Below are 15870 nucleotides of genomic sequence, written 5' to 3' on the forward strand. Positions count from 1 at the left end.
CGGGTCGCGCAGCGCGGAAATCTATCGGGTGGCGCCGGGCCGGTGCCGGCGGACGGTCTCCTCGACCAGGTCGAGCACCGGGCCGAGGTCGTCGCCGGGCAGGCCCATCGCCAAGTGCGAGACCAGGCCTTCGAGGACGAGTTCGAGGAACGCGGTGAGCACGTCGACGTCCACGTCGTCGCGCAGGTTGCCCGCTTCGCGCTGGCGCGTGAGGCGTTCGCGGGTCGCGGTGGTCAGCTGCTCGGAGCGCTCGGCCCAGCGCGCGCGGAACTCCGGGTCGGTCCGCAGGCGGCGCGAGACCTCCAGGCGCGTGCCGAGCCAGTCGGCGGGGTGCTCGCTGTCGCCGGCGAGCAGCTCACGCATGACCTGCACGAGGCCCTGCTCGGCCACGACGTCGGCCATCCGCACCGCGTCGTCCTCGGCGAGGGCGAGGAACAGCGACTCCTTGTCGCGGAAGTGGTGGAAGATCGCCCCGCGCGAGAGCCCCGTGGCCTCTTCGAGGCGGCGAACTGTGGCACCCTCGTACCCGTAGCGGGCGAAGCACACGCGCGAACCGTCGAGGATCTGGCGCCGGCGTGCGTCGAGGTGATCCTGGCTGACCCGTGGCATCCTCGAATCCTGACATCTGGGACGGGGCTTTCGCAATCCGTACGTACGTACTGTGACCCCGAGTTGCCGGAACCGCGCCCTGCCGTTCTTCGTCTCACCTTGGCCACGTTCTGCTGACACGGACGGGGCCGGTGACTACGCTGTGCGTGATCACGGTGAGTGAGACTGGGGAAAGGGATCGGCCTTGATCATCGGCGAAGCAGGCCGTGCGGCGCAAACCGTCTTCGGCGACGTGGCCGGCCGCGCTCCCGTGTACGGCGGCGGTGGCGGCGGCACGTTCGAGATGGACCTCGCGGAGCTCGACACCGTGATCGGGCTGTGGGAGGACCAGCTCACGAAGATCACCGAGGACGCCCAGACCATCCGCGCCATCTCCGACAACCTCCGCGCGCCCGGCACCGACCCGGCCAGCACCGGCTACGCCGGCACCGGGCTCGACTCGCTGCGGGCGCTCGAGGACCAGAACGAGTCGATGCGCAAGTACGTGCAGGGCTACGTCGAGAAGCTCAAGGCGGCCCGCGGCAAGACCGTCGCCGCCGACCAGGTGGCCGGCGACACGTTCGCACAGGCCCGGTGACCGTGGCCGAGTTCGCTCGACCGGCGGCCCTCGGGTGCGCCGTGGTCCTCGGTTCGGCTGTGCTCGTCGCGTGCTCCGCCGCGACCGGGGGCGCCGCACAGCCCGCGGCGGTGTCGGCGAGTTCCCCGGCGAACTCCGGCGCGCCGGATCCCGCTGTTGCGCGGGTCGACCACCCGCTGGACGTGTCCGCGTATGTGGGCGACCCGTGCCGGACCGTGCCACCCTCGGTGCTCGCGCCCCTGGGATACAGCAGCCCCGGCGAGCCGCACACCGCGGCCGCCGCGGACACCTCCGCCGGCCCGTACTGCGGCTGGCTGATCGGCGCCGGGGGACTGAGCGTCCAAGTGGGACTGCTCACCGGCAACCGCGATCGCGGCATCGGTGGGCTTTCGGGCCTGTACCAGGGCAAAGCCGCCGGGCAGGTCGGGTTCCTCGCACCCGCGCCCGCGGTCGCCGGGTACCCCGCCGTCTACACGGGACTGCGGGACCGCCGTGCGCAGGGCGACTGCGGCCTCGACGTCGGCATCGCCGACGACCTCGTCTTCTCGGTCGCCGCGCTGGGGTACCAGGGCGAGCAGGATTCCTGCCACGTCGCGGAAACCGTGGCGGCCGCCGTCGTCGGCACACTCAAGGGGGCTTAGGTGGACGGCAAGCAGATCTACGACAACTTCAGAAACGGCAACACCTCGGGGCTGCGTGCCGCGGCCACGCAGGTGCAGCAGCTGTCTTCGGCGTACCTGGAGCGGGCGCAGAGCATCAAGGATCTCCAGGACCGCATGGCGAAGTCGTGGCAGGGCGACGCGGCCGACGCCGCCAACGCCGGCGCGGGACCGCTGGAGAAGGCGTTCGCGAACACGGCGGACCCGCTCGACATGACCAACGCGTCGGTCGAAATGCAGGCCGGCAGCTTCGAGGAGTCGAGCCACGCGGTGGTCGAGGTGCCGCCGAAGCCGGACAAGCCCAACCCGTGGACGACGGGGCTGAAGGCTGCCATCCCGATCGCCGGGCCGTTCATGGCGGCCCACGACCAGAACTCCTACCAGGACAAGCTGAACGAGTACAACGCCGCCAACGACACGAACGTGCGCGTGATGGACCAGTACAACGGGGTCACCACGAGCACGAAGTCGGTGCTGCCGACGCAGTACGGCACGCTCGAGTCCGACGGCGCGGCCATTAGGCTGTCGACGCCGGCGCCGTCGGGGCAGGTGACCCTCCCCGGCGGCGGGGGAACGACGACGCCGGGCACCTCGACGGCCGGCACGACGACGGACCACACCGCGGCGACCGGCGTCCAGACCACCGGCACCGCGACGTCCACGCCCCCCGGCACCGGAAACCACGCCACTGGCAACCACGCCACCACGGGCGGGCACGACACGAGCAGCACCGGAGGTCCGCACGCCGGGGGCGCGCACGACCCGGCCGGCACCACGACGGCGCAGAGCAGCACCGGCGGCACCGACACGCTCCCGCCGCCCGGCACGCGGGTGCTGGGCGGTCCGGACCAGCCGTTCGGGCCCGGCCGCCCGGGTGGCACGCTCTTCGTCCCGGACACCGGAGCGACGTCCGTTCCCGGTCCGGCCGGGCTGGTCGGCGGCAGCCCGGAAAGCTCGCCGGGGCGCGGGGTGGCCGGCGGCCGGCCCGGCGGTGCGGGGGAGCCGGGTGGCTCGCGCGGTGGCGCCGGCGCACGGTCCGGCGCCCGTGGTCCGAAGGGGGTCGCCGCCGAGGAAGCGGCCGCGGCGCGAGGAGCGTCGGCGGGCCGGGGCGGGCCGATGGGATCCGCGAGTGGGGCCGGCCGTCGCGGGGAAGAGGAGGAGGACGCCGAACACCGCCGTCCCGACTACCTCGTCGAAGCCGACCCCGACGCCCTCTTCGGCACCGACCAGCGGACGATCCCGCCGGTCATCGGCGAGTGACGGCGGTGGCGAGACGGGTCGACGTGCCTCTCGAGGCGCTCGCGGCGCTGGCCGAACGCGAGCAGGTGGGCTCGTTGCACGTGACCCTGCGGCCCGAGCCCGTGTGGCTGTCCGACCTCGAACGCGAGGAAGCGGCCAAGCGCATCGACGCCGCGCTCGCCGAAGCCGGCCTCGTCGACGCGCGTGGCCGCGCCACCGTCGCGTTCCTCGACTGGCTGCCGCTGCTGGCCCGGCCCGCCCGGGAGTACTACGGGTGGGTTTCCGTCGACGGGCGCACCTACGGCGTGCTCGTCGCGGCCGGCGGGTTGCAGGCCGTGCTCGCGGTGTCCGACGGCGAGCAGGTGGGTGTGCAGGAGATCGACCGGCAGCGGCTGGTCGAGACCTTCGTCGAGCAGCTCCCGCACGTCGGTGCGGGCGGCGGAAGCCCGCGTTCGGTCCGGGTTTCCGACCTCGCGGACGCCGCCCGCGGCGGCGATGACGCGGACGCGCCGGCGCCGGCGCTCGCCGACCTCGTCAGGCTGGTGCAGCGCCCCGTTCACGGCAGCGGTGAGCTGTACGCCGCCCGCCGCGACGAAGTGGGCCGCCGCGTGTGCCTGGCGGCGCCGCTGCACTACGCCGACACGGACTGGGGCCGCTACTTCAGCTACACCACCGGTGTCGGCGCGGACGCCGTGATCCATCTCGGCCCCGCCGCGCCGGCCGACCTGTGCCGGACGCTGCGCGAACTGGCCACCGAACTGGACTGACGATGCCCGGCCTGTACCCCGAGATCACCCCGTACCGCACGGGCCGGCTCCACGCCGGCGACGGCCACTCCGTGTACTGGGAGGAGTGCGGCAACCCGGACGGCAAACCGGCGCTGGTGGTGCATGGCGGCCCCGGCGCCGGCTGCACCCCGGGCACCGCCGGTTCTTCGACCCCGCGCGCTACCGCGTGGTGCTGTTCGACCAGCGCGGCTGCGGCCGCAGCACCCCGCACGCCGGCGAACCGGTCGCCGACCTCTCCGCGAACACCACTCCCCACCTGATCGCCGACGGGGAGCTGCTGCGCACCACCCTGGGCATCAACCGCTGGCTGCTGCCCGGCGGTTCGTGGGGCTCGGCACTTTCGTTGCTGTACGCCCAACGCCACCCGAACCGCGTGAGCGAGCTGGTGCTGCTGAGCCTCGCCACCGACCGGCAGTCCGAGCTCGACCTGCTCACACGCGGGCGCGGCGCGGTCTTCCCCCAGGCGTTCGCCAAGTTCCGCGACGGCGTCCCCGCGCAAGACCGCGACGGCGACCTCGCTCGTGCCTACCACCGGCTGCTGATGGATCCCGATCCCGCCGTCCACGAACCGGCCGCCCGCCGCTGGTGCGAGTGGGAGGACGCGATCCTGTCTCGGGAATTCCCCTCGCCGCGCTTCGCCGATCCGGCCTACCGGCTCGCGTTCGCCCGCCTCGTGACGTACTACGTCGCCAACACCTGCTTCTCCACCGACGGCGCCATCCTGCGCGACGCCCACCTGCTCGCCGGGATCCCCACGGTGCTCCCGCAGGGCTTCCTCGACCTCGGCAATCTCGCCGGCACGCCGTGGCTGCTCGACCACGCCCTGCCGGACGCCGAACTGGTGCTGGTCTCCGACTCCGGGCACACCGCGGACACCGGATCCCTGGCCGAGGCCGTCGTGGCCACGCTCGACCGGCTCGCCGCCTGACGGCCGGGCGGGACAGGTCCAGGACAGTTTCCTGCTGGGACCCGCGCTCGACGAGCGGGAGCTGGTGCCGTTCGCCGATTCCGGCACCCGATGGACTTCGGGTCGGCGGTGGTTGCCGCCGGCGGCCCGGCGAGGAAGGGCCCGTCTCAAGCACCCTTGCGGGACGCCGAATCCGGGCTGGTCTCCGACTCCGGCACACCGCGGACACCGGATCCCTGGCCGAGGCCGTCGTGGCCACCCTCGGCCGGCTCGCCGCCTGACGGCCGGGCACCGATCAGCGGCCGGGGAAGCTTCGCGCGGTGCCCCGCCCCGGTCCGGGACACCGCGCGACCCCCGGCTCTACGGGATGAGCAGCGCCGGCGCGCCCTCGTCCGCCTGGGCGTCCGCGGCCCTCGCGGCGCGCGTCTCCTCGGCCAGCCGCAGGCCGGTGACGCGAGGCGGGACGCGGTCGAGGTGCCACTCGGCCAGCAGCAGTGCCACCTTCGCCTGCATCTCCGTGCGCAGCCGCAGGAACGAGTCGGCCGGGTCGGCGCCCACCTCGCCAAGCAGCAGCCACCACGCCCAGGCCGCGGCGCCCGCGTTCGCGACGAAATCGGGGATCACCGCGACGCCGCGGGCGGACAGAGCGGCCTCGGCCTCCGGGGTCGTGGCGGCATTGGCGGCTTCCACGACGACCTTGGCCTTCACGAGGTTCTCGTTGTCCACGTGCAGCGCGTACGAGATCGCGGCGGGCACGAGGATGTCGGCGTCGGTCGAGACGATCGCTTCGCGCGGCAGCGTGCGCACGCCCTCGGGCAGCCTTGTGCGGTCCACCTCGCCGAAGCGGTCGCGCAGCTCCAGCAGCGCCGGGATGTCCAGACCCGCCGGATCGTGCAGGGTGCCGGCGGCGTCGGCCACCGCGACCACCTTCACGCCCGCTTCGTGCAGGTACCAGGCGGCGCCACCACCCATGGTGCCGATGCCCTGGATCGCGACGGTCGTCTCGCCGCTGTCCCAGCCCCACGCGGCCGCGGCGCCGAGGCAGGCCTGCGCGACGCCGTAACCGCCGATCACGTCACCCAGCAGCAGCCCGCCCGGCACGGGGGCGTTGAGGCCCGCCTGCACGCGGCGCAGTGTGCGCGCCGGGTCGGCCGAACGGTGGATCGCGGCGTGGTAGGACTGCTCGAGCCCGAGCTTCTCGAACACCAAGTCGATGAGGTGCTGCGGCACGCCGAGGTCCTCGGCCGTCACCCAGCAGGCGTCGAGCCACGGGCGCAGGAACTCGCAGAACCGCGTGAGCACACCGAAGGCCCGCGGGTCCTTGGGGTCGAAGTCGAGGCCGCCCTTGGCGCCGCCGACCGGGAGGTTGAACGTGGCCGTCTTGTTCGCCATCCCGCGCGCGAGGTCCTCGACCTCGCCCATGGTGCAGCCCGCCCGCATCCGCGTGCCACCCGTGGCGACGCCGGACACGAGGCTGTGCACGACCAGGTAGCCGTGCGCGCCGGTGACGGGGTCGGTCCACGTCAGCCTCATCAACGGTTCGGCGTTCTGCGGAAGCATCGGGCCACTCACCTCCAGGAGTCGGGGGCGGCCCGGGTCGGCCGCCGCATTCGAGGGTGCTGGTGGACCCGGCTTCGCGTCCATTTAACGAAGCTGCACGAAGTTGTTTAGGGTTCCTGCATGGAGCTTTCGTTGCACCGCCTGCGGATGCTCCGGGAGCTGCGGCGCCGGGGGACGGTGACCGCTGCCGCGGCCGCGCTGCACTACACGGCTTCGGCCGTGTCGCAGCAGCTGGCGCAGCTCGAACGGGACGTGGGCGCGAAGTTGTTCGAACGGCTCGGCCGGCGCGTGCAGCTGACCGAGCTGGGCGTGCTGCTGACCGAGCACGCCGAGGAGATCCTGGGGTCCGTCGAACGGGCGACGCTGGCCTTGGAGGAAGCCCAGGGCACGATGTCCGCCCGGCTGACCGCGGGGGTGTGGGCGTCGGTCGCGTCGGGCCTGCTGCCGACGGCGCTCACGGCGCTGGCCGCCGAGTACCCGGGCATCCAGCTCAAAACGCGCGAGCTGGCCCCCGAGGACACGGCCGAGGCGGTCCGCGACGGCACCCTCGACCTGTCGTTCGTGATCGACTACTCCGACGCGCCGATGCAGTGGGACGCCGGGCTGGAACGCGCCGTGGTCGCCGTCGAGCGGCTGCACGCCGCGGTGCCGGCGGGCGCGGTGCCCGGCGGTTCGGCGTCGCTGGACGAGCTGGCCGAGCACCCGTGGATCCTCGCGAGCCCCAAGTCGCACTTCGGCCGCGCGATGCGCATGGCGTGCCAGCGCCACGGGTTCGCGCCGAAGATCAACCACGAGGTGGAGGAGCAGTCCACGGCCATGGCGATGGTCGGCGCGGGCCTGGGCGTCACGCTGGTGTCGGACCTGGGATTGCGGCTGCTGCGCCCGCCGGGCATCGACGTGGTCACGCTGACGACGCCCCTGCTGCGGACCGTGTCCATCGCCTACCGGCGCACGGAGATCCGGCGCCCGGCGCTGCACCTGGTGATCAGCGCGGTGCAGGCCGCGGCCGCGGAACTCGGGCTGGGCACCGAACCGGCGCTCCCGTGATCACCCTGATGGCCCGGTGATCCGGGATGTTCACGGTGAACACGCAGGTCAGTAGTCCTTACGAGATTCTTGTGAATGCCGCCCCCGGCTGCGTGGCCCTGATTTTGTCGGGCCCCGCGTGTAGCGTCCGAAGGCACGAGGTCCCACCCCGCGGGCCTCCTTCGATCGGACGGCGAACGATGACTGCGGTGCACGATTTTCCGGAAAAGTCCGGAAGTGCGTCGAACCGGACTGCGCGGGTGCTCGCCGACCGCGCGGCCGGGGAGGCGTACGTCGCCTCGGTGTGCTTCAAGCACGGCCCACCGAGACTGCTGGGCGTGGAGCTCGAGTTCACTGTGCACCACACCGAGGACCCGGCCCGCCCGCTCGATCCCGATGTCCTGGCCACGGCACTGGGTCCGCACGCCCCGCGGACCCTGCGCCCCGACAGTCCCGCAGCCCCGCTCCCCGCGGGCTCTCCCGTGAGTCTCGAGCCCGGCTGCCAGGTGGAGATCTCCACCCTTCCCCAGGCCTCGCTGCGTGAGCTGAACGCAGTCGCTTCGGCCGACCTCTCCTTTCTCACCACCCTTCTCGCCCGCCACGGTCTCGAGCTCGGCGAGTCGGGCATCGACGCGCACCGCCCGCCGCGGCGGGTCCTGCACACCCCCCGCTACGCCGCGATGGAGCGGCGGTTCGCACCGCTCGGCGACGGCGGGATCACGATGATGTGCAGCACCGCCGGGCTGCAGATCTGCGTCGACGTCGGAGAGGGCGAAGACGTCGCGGCCCGCTGGGCGGCGGCGCACCTCATGGGCCCGCCGCTGCTGGCCACCTTCGCGAACTCCCGGGTGCGTGCCGGTCGTGACACCGGCACCGAGTCGGCGCGCTGGCTCGCGGTGATGGACACGGAGCCGGTGCGCACGCGCGCGGCCGACCCCGGGCCCGATCCGGCCGCCGGCTGGGGGCGGCGGATGATGGACACGCCGCTCATGGTGCTGCCCCGCGGCGACCGGCCGTGGGACGCGCCCGACGGACTGACGTTCGGCGACTGGATCTGCGGCCGCGGCGCGGCAGCGGTCCTGAGCCCGCCGACCGTCGAGGACCTCGACTACCACCTCACCACGATGTTCACCCCGGTACGGCCCCACGGGTACCTCGAGATCCGCTACCTCGACGCCCAGCCGCCAAGGGAGTGGCTGCCCCCGGTCGCCCTCGTCTCGGCGCTGCTCGCCCGCCCGTCCACAGTGGACGAGGTGCGCGAGCTGTGCGCGCCGGTCGCGGGCCGCTGGGCCGACGCCGCCCGTGCCGGGCTGCAGGACGACAGCATCGCCGCTGTCGCCAAGGACGTGGTGGAGCTCGGGATCACCGAGCTGGGGACCACCGGTCTGGACACCGAAACCACCACCGAGATCGCCGAAAGCGTGCGTGCACGCGTGAACGGATCGAGGAGTCACCAGCGATGAGCGTCACCCCCGAGCACAACCCGCTGCTCGAGCTGAGCCCGCAGGACTTGCGGGCCCACGCGGCCGAAGCCCTCACGCGGGCACGGGCCCGAAGCGTCGCCCTCACCGACGCCGTCGACGACGAGGACCTGGTGCGCCAGCACTCGAAGCTCATGTCGCCGCTGGTCTGGGACCTCGCGCACATCGGGAGCCAGGAGGAGCTGTGGCTCGTCCGCGACGTCGGCGGCCGTGAGCCGCTGCGCCCGGACATCGACGACCTCTACGACGCGTTCCAGCACAAGCGCGCCGACCGGCCGGACCTGCCGCTGCTGGGTCCGGCCGAGGCCCGGGCGTATGTGCGCGAGGTCCGCGAGAAGGCGTTCGACGTGCTGGAGAAGGCGCCACTGGAGGGCCGGCGGCTCACCGAGAGCGCGTTCGCCTTCGGCATGATCACCCAGCACGAGCAGCAGCACGACGAGACCATGCTGGCCACGCACCAGCTGCGCCAGGGCGAACCGGTGCTCCACGCCCCGGAGCCGCCTCGCGCGCCGCGGGGCCGGCGCCCCGCTGAGGTCCTCGTGCCGGGCGGCCGGTTCACCATGGGCACGTCGGCCGAGCCGTGGGCGCTCGACAACGAACGCCCGGCCCACGAGGTCGACGTCCCGGCGTTCTTCCTCGACACCACACCGGTCACGTGCGGCGCGTACGTCGAGTTCCTGGAGTCAGGTGGTTACGACCAGCGCCGGTTCTGGAGCGCCGCCGGCTGGGCCTACCGGCAGGAGCACGACATCACCGCACCGCGGTTCTGGTACCGCGAGCCGGACGGCTGGTGGCGCACCCGGTTCGGCGTGCGCGAGCCGGTGCCGGTGAAAGAGCCCGTTGTGCACGTGTCGTACTACGAAGCCGAGGCCTACGCAGCGTGGGCGGGCAGGCGGCTGCCCACCGAGGCCGAGTGGGAGAAGGCCGCGCGCCACGACCCGGCGACCGGCCGCTCGCGCCGCTTCCCGTGGGGCGACGAGGAGCCGACGGCCGAGCACGCCAACCTGGGACAGCGCCACCTGCGCGCGGCCGAGGCGGGCGCCTACCCGACGGGGGAGTCGCCGCTGGGGATCCGCCAGCTGATCGGCGACGTGTGGGAGTGGACGAGCACCGATTTCCACGGGTACCCCGGCTTCGCGTCGTTCCCGTACCGCGAGTACTCGGAGGTGTTCTTCGGCCCGGAGTACAAGGTGCTGCGCGGCGGGTCGTTCGGCACCGACGCGGCGGCGATCCGCGGGACGTTCCGCAACTGGGACTACCCGATCCGGCGGCAGATCTTCTCCGGCTTCCGCTGCGCCCGCGACCCCCGGCCCGGCGAGGTGAGCTGACGGCGTGTGCCGGCATCTCGCTTATCTCGGCGCGCCCGTCTCACCGGCCGAGCCGGTGTTCACCGCTCCGCACGCGCTGCTCGTGCAGTCGTACGCGCCGCGCGACATGCGCGGCGGCGGCTCGGTCAACGCCGACGGCTTCGGCCTCGGCTGGTACCCCGAGCCGGGTGGCGCTCCGCAGCGCTACCGCCGCCAGTCTCCTCTGTGGACGGACGACACGCTGCCCGCCCTGGCCGCGTCGGTCCGGACCACGGCGTTCGTGGCCGCGGCCCGCAACGGCACCACCGGGATGCCGGTGACCGAGGCGGCCGCGGCACCGTTCACCGACGGGCGGTGGCTGTTCAGCCACAACGGTGTCGTGCGTGGCTGGCCCCGTTCGGTGGCCGGACTGGCGAAGGCGCTCGACGTCACCGAACTGCTGACGCTGGAGGCGCCGACCGACTCGGTGCTGCTGTGGGCGCTGCTGCGCGCCCGGCTGCGGGCGGGCGCCGACCCGCTGGCCGCGGTCACCGACCTCATCGGCGAGGTCGAGGCGGCGGCACCGGCCTCGCGGCTCAACTTCCTGCTGACCGACGGCGAGACGCTGATCGGCACCACGTGGACGCACTCGTTGTCGATGCTTTCGACGGCGGAGGGCGTGGTGCTGGCGTCCGAGCCGTACGACCCGGACCCGGCGTGGACCGCCGTGCCCGACCACCACGCCGTGCGGATCCGCCGTGGCGTGGCCGACGTGATTCCCCTGACCTCCGATCGGAGTGCCGCCTCATGACCGACGTGGACCTCGAAAGCCATCGGCGCGACGTCGCGGGCGAACTGCGCGCGGACGTGCGCGCCGGCCTGACGGCGAAGCAGAAGTGGTTGCCACCCAAGTGGTTCTACGACGCCGAGGGCAGCGAGCTGTTCGAGAAGATCACCGAGCTGCCCGAGTACTACCCGACCCGCAGCGAGCGCGAGATCCTCGCCGCGCGCGCTGGCGACGTCGCCCGGCTCACCGACGCGCACACGCTCGTCGAGCTGGGTTCGGGCTCGAGTGAGAAGACTCGGCTGCTGCTCGACGCGCTCACCGAGCACGGCACGCTGGAGGCGTTCATCCCGCTGGACGTGTCGGAGTCGGCGCTGGCCGACGCGGCCGAGGCGATCGCGGCGGACTACCCGAAGCTGGAGGTGCGCGGCGTCGTCGGCGACTTCACCCAGCACCTGCAGCTGCTCCCCGGCACGGCGCCGCGCGTGGTGGCCTTCCTCGGCGGCACCATCGGCAACTTCCTGCCCGACGAGCGCGCGGTCTTCCTGCGTTCGGTGCGCGACGTGCTCGACGAAGGGGAGTGGCTGCTGCTGGGCACCGACCTCGTCAAGGACCGCGAGACCCTCGAACGCGCCTACGACGACGCGGCCGGCGTCACGGCGGCGTTCAACCGCAACGTGCTGCGCGTGATCAACGAGGGCCTCGGCGCGAACTTCGAGATCGACGCGTTCGAGCACGTGTCCCATTGGGACGAGGAGCACGAGTGGATCGAGATGTGGCTGCGCGCCCGGCGTGAGGTCACCGTCGACGTCCCCGGCGCCGACCTCTCGGTGCACTTCGCGGCGGGTGAGCACATCCGCACGGAGATTTCCGCGAAGTTCCGGCGCAGCGGCGTCGAGGCAGAACTGGCGGCCGCCGGGTTCGCCGTCGAGCGCTGGTGGACGGACTCCGAGCAGCGGTTCGGGGTGAGTTTGGCAAGATCTGTGCGTGCGTAACCCTCTCGAGCCGCTCGCCCGCAAGCTCGGCACGCAGCCGTGGGTGATGACGTTGTCCCCCGGCATCATCTGGACCGACCAGCGGCTGCACCGCTTCTTCGGCGGCCGGGTGAGCCTCGTCGGCATCGCGGGCCTGCCGTCACTGCGCCTGACCACGACCGGGCGCAAGAGCGGCCTGCCCCGCAGCACGAACCTGCTGTACTTCCCCCACGGCGAAGACTTCGTGCTGACCGGCTCCAACTGGGGGCGGCCGAAGAATCCGGCGTGGACCTACAACCTGCGCGCCGAGCCGAAGGCGACGGTGGCCATCCGGGGCAGGGTTGTGGCGGTCAAGGCCCGCGAGCTCGAAGGCGCGGAGTACGACCGCATGTGGTCGGAGCTGCTCGCCTTCTGGCCGGGTTACGACATGGAGCGCGCGGCGGCGGCGCGGCCGCTGCCGGTGTTCGTGCTGTCCCGTCGCTAGCTCGCCCGGGCAGAACGGCCGGCGAGAATCGGGCAAAACGGGATAGAGCTCTTGTCAGGTGTGTGCGGATTCGTGAACCTGTTCGCCAGAAGTTCACCTGTGGTGCGGGTGAGGCACTGGGCCGCCTGGGGCTGGGCGGCGTTGGTCGGCCTCGTCGTGGCTGCCGCCGGGGTGGTCGTCACCGTCAGCCGTACGGACGAGCGGGCCGCCGCAGGCCCGATCGTCGCGTCACGCTCAGGCTGCGGCAGCGGCTGGGTGGCCCCTCCGCCGGGACAGCAGACGCTCCAGGTGCGCAACGACTCAGCGGTGACACCGGAAGTCGAGCTCATCGACCCCACCACCGGCGCGGTGTACGGAGAAAGGGTTGTGGCACAACGAAGACCTCGCCGCGCTCGACCCCGTCGCGACTCGGCTCGATGCCGGCGTGGACCAGCTGCGCACCGACTTCGCCGACACGCAGGCCGACCAGAACGACCTGCCGCTGCGCGCGCACGAGATCGCCGAGACCACCCTGCAGTTCGAGCTCACCGGCCGCACCGACTACGGCAGCCACGGCACCTTCGCCACGGCGCTGGCCACCATCACCGGCACCCGCACCGCGCTCGACGTGCTCCGGCCGCTGCTCACGACCCGGTTCGCGGGCCTGCCCGGCCTCGATGCGTGGCTCGATCGCACCGAGCGCGACCTGCGCGCGGCCGGGAGCACGGCGCTGACCGCCCTCGACCGGACCCGGCGCGAGAAGATCAACGCCGACGTCGCGGAGCTCACCGAACGCCTCGCCCCGATCGCGGCGATCGCCCAACCGAGGAGGGTGTCGTGACACTCGGGCGGCGCGCGTTCCTGCGGGGCGCGGCGGCCGCCGGGGCGGGCGCGGGACTGGTGGGCCTCGGCGGGAGCGCATCGGCGGCCGGGCCGGTGCCGTTCCGCGGCCCGCGTCAGGCCGCGGTGCTGAGTGAGCCGGCGCGGCATTCGATCGTCGCGGCGTTCGACGTGGTCGCGGAGAATCGCGGCGAGCTGACCGACTTGCTGCGCGAGCTGACCGACCGCGCCGCCTTCCTCACCGCGGGCGGCGCGCCGGCTGCGCTCGGCATCACCGGGCCGCCCGCCGACTGCGGTGTGCTCGGGCCCGAGGTGCCGGCGCGGGAGCTGGCGGTGCTCGTCGGCGTGGTTCGTCGCTGTTCGACGATCGTTACGGCCTCGCCGTGCGCAAACCGGCGAAGCTCAAGCCGATGCCGGTGTTCCCCGACGACGCGCTCGAGCAGCGTTGGTGCCACGGCGACCTCAGCCTCGTGCTGTCGGCGGCCGAACCCGACACCGTGCTGCACGCCCTGCGCGACGTGGCCCGCGCGACCCGCGGCGGGATGCAGGTCCGCTGGAAGATCGACGGCTTCACCTCCCCGCCGCGCCCGGCCGGCACCCCGCGCAACCTGCTCGGCTTCAAGGACGGCACCGCCAACTCGCAGCCGGCCGAGTTCGACCGTCTCGTGTGGATGGACGACGGCGGCAGCTACCAGGTGGTGCGGCTGATCCGGATGCTCGTTGAGTTCTGGGACCGCGTGTCCCTGGCGGAGCAGGAGAACGTGATCGGCCGCCGCCGCGACACCGGCGCTCCGCTCGATGGCGCCGAGGAGCACGACGAACCGCGCTACGCCGAAGATCCCATCGGCACCGTGATCCCGTGACCAGCCACATCCGCCTGGCCAACCCGCGTACGCCGCAGACCGGCGGCGAGCAGCTGCTGCGCCGCGCGGTGAACTACGACCTCAGCGTGGACACCAACGGCAACCTCGACCTGGGCCTGGTGTTCACGTGTTACCAGCGCGACCTCGAGCGCCAGTTCGAGGCGGTGCAGAAGCGGCTCGAAGGCGAGCCGCTCACGGACTACGTCTCGCCGTTCGGAGGTGGGTACTTCTACCTGCTCCCCGGCGTGACGGACCCGGCCGATCACTACGGCCGGGCGTTGCTGCGCCTGAACGGGAAGGGGCACGTCGTGGGCAGGAGCAGGAGGAGGACCGCGCTCGCCGCGGGGGCGCTGGGCGCGGCGGCGCTGCTGGCTGCGGCGTGCGCGAGCAGTGCAGCGGCACCGGCGGTGCCCGGGCACGCCGTGGACGCGTCGACGTTCGCCACCGCGACGCCGATCAAGCACGTGGTGGTGATCTTCGGCGACAACATCTCGTTCGACCACTACTTCGGCACGTATCCCCACGCCACCAACGAGAACGGCACCCCGTTCCACGCCGCGCCGCGCACGCCGAAGGTCAACGGGCTCGACCACAAGCTCCTGACCGGCAACCCCAACGCGTACAACCCGAAGCGCCTGAGTCCCGACCAGGCGCTCACCTGCGATCAGGCCCACGACTACAACAAGGAACAGGCCGCCTTCAACGGCGGCAGGAAGGACAAGTTCGTCGAGAACACCGAGAAGGACAAGTGCACGGGTCAGCCCGTTCGGCCCGTCCAGCCGCGCGATCAACCTGATCTCCGGGCAGACCCACGGCCTGCAGCCGGTGGACTCCGTGACGCGCGAGCCGAAGGTCGATCCGAACACGGCGGCCTCGCCCGACGAGCACGGCGTCGGCACGATGATCACCGACCCGGACCCGGCGTTCGACGACTGCTCCGACAAGAACCACACCGCCACCGACAACCTCGGAGCGTTCCTGGGCCGCAACGTCGGCGACCTGCTCAACGCCCCCCACGTCACGTGGGGCTGGTTCGAAGGCGGCTTCAGGCCCACCGGTGCGGCGAACGGTTACGCGGTCTGCGGTGCGCAGCACCCCAACGTCGGTGGGATCCCCCGCAGTGGACTACAGCCCGCACCACGAACCGTTCCAGGACCACGAGTCAACGGCCAACGTCGAGCACCTGCCGCCGAGCTCGCTGCCCGCCGCGGGCCAGAGCGACCAAGGCAACCACCAGTACGACGTGAGCGACTTCAACGACGCGCTCGCGGCCGGCACGATGCCCGCGGTGAGCTTCCTCAAGGCACCGTCCTACCAGGACGGACACGCCGGCTACTCCGACCCGCTCGACGAGCAGGCGTTCGTGGTGTAGGAGATCAACCGCGTCCAGGCCTCACCGCGCTGGCGCGACACCGCGATCGTCCTCGCCTACGACGACTCCGACGGCTGGTACGACCACGTGCCCTCGAAGATCGTCAACGGCTCGCACGACTCCGCCCAGGACTCGGCAGTCTGCACCTCGCGCCCCGTGCGCCTCGGCGGCTACGCCGACCGCTGTGGCTACGGCCCGCGCCTGCCGCTGCTCGTGATCTCGCCCCACAGCCGCGTGAACCACGTCGACCACACCATGACGGACCAGACGTCGGTGCTGCGGTTCATCGAGGACAACTGGCACCTCGGCCGCATCGGCGACGGCTCGTTCGACGCGCTGGCCGCACCGCTGACAGGCATGTTCGACTTCGCCCACCCGAAGGCGAAACCTCTAGAACTCGACCCGAAGACCGGCGCGGTGGTCCGCTGAACCGGGGATTCCC

Annotated in this window: 13 protein-coding genes and 4 pseudogenes; 15 read left to right on the forward strand and 2 right to left on the reverse strand. The window is 72.5% G+C overall.

Going from position 1 to position 15870, the window contains the following annotated elements; genetic code table 11:
* Positions 1-21 precede the first annotated feature (21 nt).
* On the reverse strand, positions 22-609 hold the full coding sequence (locus I6J71_RS18990) for a TetR/AcrR family transcriptional regulator (RefSeq protein ID WP_204095919.1): 588 nt from the start codon (positions 607-609) through the stop codon (positions 22-24).
* Between the two features lie 184 nt (positions 610-793).
* Between I6J71_RS18990 and I6J71_RS18995 the strand changes: the two genes are divergently transcribed.
* The 5 genes and pseudogenes from I6J71_RS18995 to pip all read left to right on the forward strand — a co-directional run bounded on the left by I6J71_RS18995 (position 794) and on the right by pip (position 4800).
* The gene (locus tag I6J71_RS18995) at positions 794-1186 is read left to right on the forward strand and encodes a hypothetical protein (protein WP_204095920.1); all 393 of its coding nucleotides are present in this window, start codon (positions 794-796) and stop codon (positions 1184-1186) included.
* The gene (locus I6J71_RS19000; RefSeq protein ID WP_239155030.1) at positions 1183-1827 is read left to right on the forward strand and encodes a DUF3558 domain-containing protein; all 645 of its coding nucleotides are present in this window, start codon (positions 1183-1185) and stop codon (positions 1825-1827) included. Before I6J71_RS18995 ends, I6J71_RS19000 begins: the two co-directional genes overlap by 4 nt.
* Positions 1828-3105, forward strand: a complete 1278-nt coding sequence (locus tag I6J71_RS19005; RefSeq protein ID WP_204095921.1) for a WXG100 family type VII secretion target — start codon at positions 1828-1830, stop codon at positions 3103-3105. It begins immediately after the preceding gene.
* Positions 3106-3128: 23 nt separating this feature from the next.
* Complete coding sequence (locus I6J71_RS19010) at positions 3129-3851, forward strand: ESX secretion-associated protein EspG (protein ID WP_239155032.1); 723 nt, start codon at positions 3129-3131, stop codon at positions 3849-3851.
* Between the two features lie 2 nt (positions 3852-3853).
* A pseudogene (gene pip / locus I6J71_RS19015) lies at positions 3854-4800 on the forward strand (prolyl aminopeptidase).
* 339 nt (positions 4801-5139) lie between these two features.
* On the opposite strand, the gene I6J71_RS19020 reads toward pip, so the two are convergent.
* Positions 5140-6339, reverse strand: coding sequence for a Glu/Leu/Phe/Val dehydrogenase (locus tag I6J71_RS19020; protein WP_204095923.1), 1200 nt, complete (start codon positions 6337-6339; stop codon positions 5140-5142).
* A 120-nt stretch (positions 6340-6459) separates the two neighbouring features.
* Between I6J71_RS19020 and I6J71_RS19025 the strand changes: the two genes are divergently transcribed.
* From I6J71_RS19025 to I6J71_RS50840, 10 genes and pseudogenes are all read left to right on the forward strand, one after another.
* Positions 6460-7386, forward strand: coding sequence for a LysR family transcriptional regulator (locus I6J71_RS19025; RefSeq protein ID WP_204095924.1), 927 nt, complete (start codon positions 6460-6462; stop codon positions 7384-7386).
* A gap of 179 nt (positions 7387-7565) precedes the next feature.
* Complete coding sequence (locus I6J71_RS19030) at positions 7566-8828, forward strand: glutamate-cysteine ligase family protein (RefSeq protein WP_204095925.1); 1263 nt, start codon at positions 7566-7568, stop codon at positions 8826-8828.
* Positions 8825-10174 (forward strand): ergothioneine biosynthesis protein EgtB, encoded by a 1350-nt coding sequence (egtB, locus tag I6J71_RS19035; RefSeq protein ID WP_204095926.1) that lies wholly within the window; start codon positions 8825-8827, stop codon positions 10172-10174. Before I6J71_RS19030 ends, egtB begins: the two co-directional genes overlap by 4 nt.
* Positions 10175-10178: 4 nt before the next feature.
* Positions 10179-10943, forward strand: coding sequence for an ergothioneine biosynthesis protein EgtC (gene egtC, locus I6J71_RS19040; protein WP_204095927.1), 765 nt, complete (start codon positions 10179-10181; stop codon positions 10941-10943).
* Positions 10940-11911, forward strand: a complete 972-nt coding sequence (egtD, locus tag I6J71_RS19045) for an L-histidine N(alpha)-methyltransferase (protein ID WP_204095928.1) — start codon at positions 10940-10942, stop codon at positions 11909-11911. Before egtC ends, egtD begins: the two co-directional genes overlap by 4 nt.
* On the forward strand, positions 11904-12374 hold the full coding sequence (locus I6J71_RS19050) for a nitroreductase family deazaflavin-dependent oxidoreductase (protein ID WP_204095929.1): 471 nt from the start codon (positions 11904-11906) through the stop codon (positions 12372-12374). Before egtD ends, I6J71_RS19050 begins: the two co-directional genes overlap by 8 nt.
* A gap of 364 nt (positions 12375-12738) precedes the next feature.
* A complete protein-coding gene (locus I6J71_RS48405) occupies positions 12739-13194 on the forward strand; it encodes a hypothetical protein (RefSeq protein WP_239155034.1) in 456 nt (151 codons plus the stop codon).
* Positions 13191-14343: pseudogene (locus I6J71_RS19060) on the forward strand (Dyp-type peroxidase); the annotation flags it as partial. The gene I6J71_RS48405 and the pseudogene I6J71_RS19060, both read left to right, overlap by 4 nt.
* Before the next feature lie 228 nt (positions 14344-14571).
* Positions 14572-15303, forward strand: a pseudogene (locus I6J71_RS50835) (hypothetical protein); the annotation flags it as partial.
* Positions 15255-15857 (forward strand): annotated as a pseudogene (locus I6J71_RS50840) (phospholipase C). The pseudogenes I6J71_RS50835 and I6J71_RS50840, both read left to right, overlap by 49 nt.
* Positions 15858-15870: the final 13 nt, after the last annotated feature.

Origin of the sequence: Amycolatopsis sp. FDAARGOS 1241, assembly GCF_016889705.1 — a bacterium.
In the GTDB taxonomy this organism is placed as follows: Bacteria; Actinomycetota; Actinomycetes; order Mycobacteriales; family Pseudonocardiaceae; genus Amycolatopsis.

Bases quoted from the DNA above. Each gene is read 5' to 3' on its own strand.
- I6J71_RS18990 (WP_204095919.1), bottom strand. From the start codon at position 609: ATGCCACGGGTCAGCCAGGATCACCTCGACGCACGCCGGCGCCAGATC.
- I6J71_RS19020 (WP_204095923.1), bottom strand. From the start codon at position 6,339: ATGCTTCCGCAGAACGCCGAACCGTTGATGAGGCTGACGTGGACCGAC.
- I6J71_RS19025 (WP_204095924.1), top strand. From the start codon at position 6,460: ATGGAGCTTTCGTTGCACCGCCTGCGGATGCTCCGGGAGCTGCGGCGC.
- I6J71_RS19030 (WP_204095925.1), top strand. From the start codon at position 7,566: ATGACTGCGGTGCACGATTTTCCGGAAAAGTCCGGAAGTGCGTCGAAC.
- egtB (WP_204095926.1), top strand. From the start codon at position 8,825: ATGAGCGTCACCCCCGAGCACAACCCGCTGCTCGAGCTGAGCCCGCAG.
- egtD (WP_204095928.1), top strand. From the start codon at position 10,940: ATGACCGACGTGGACCTCGAAAGCCATCGGCGCGACGTCGCGGGCGAA.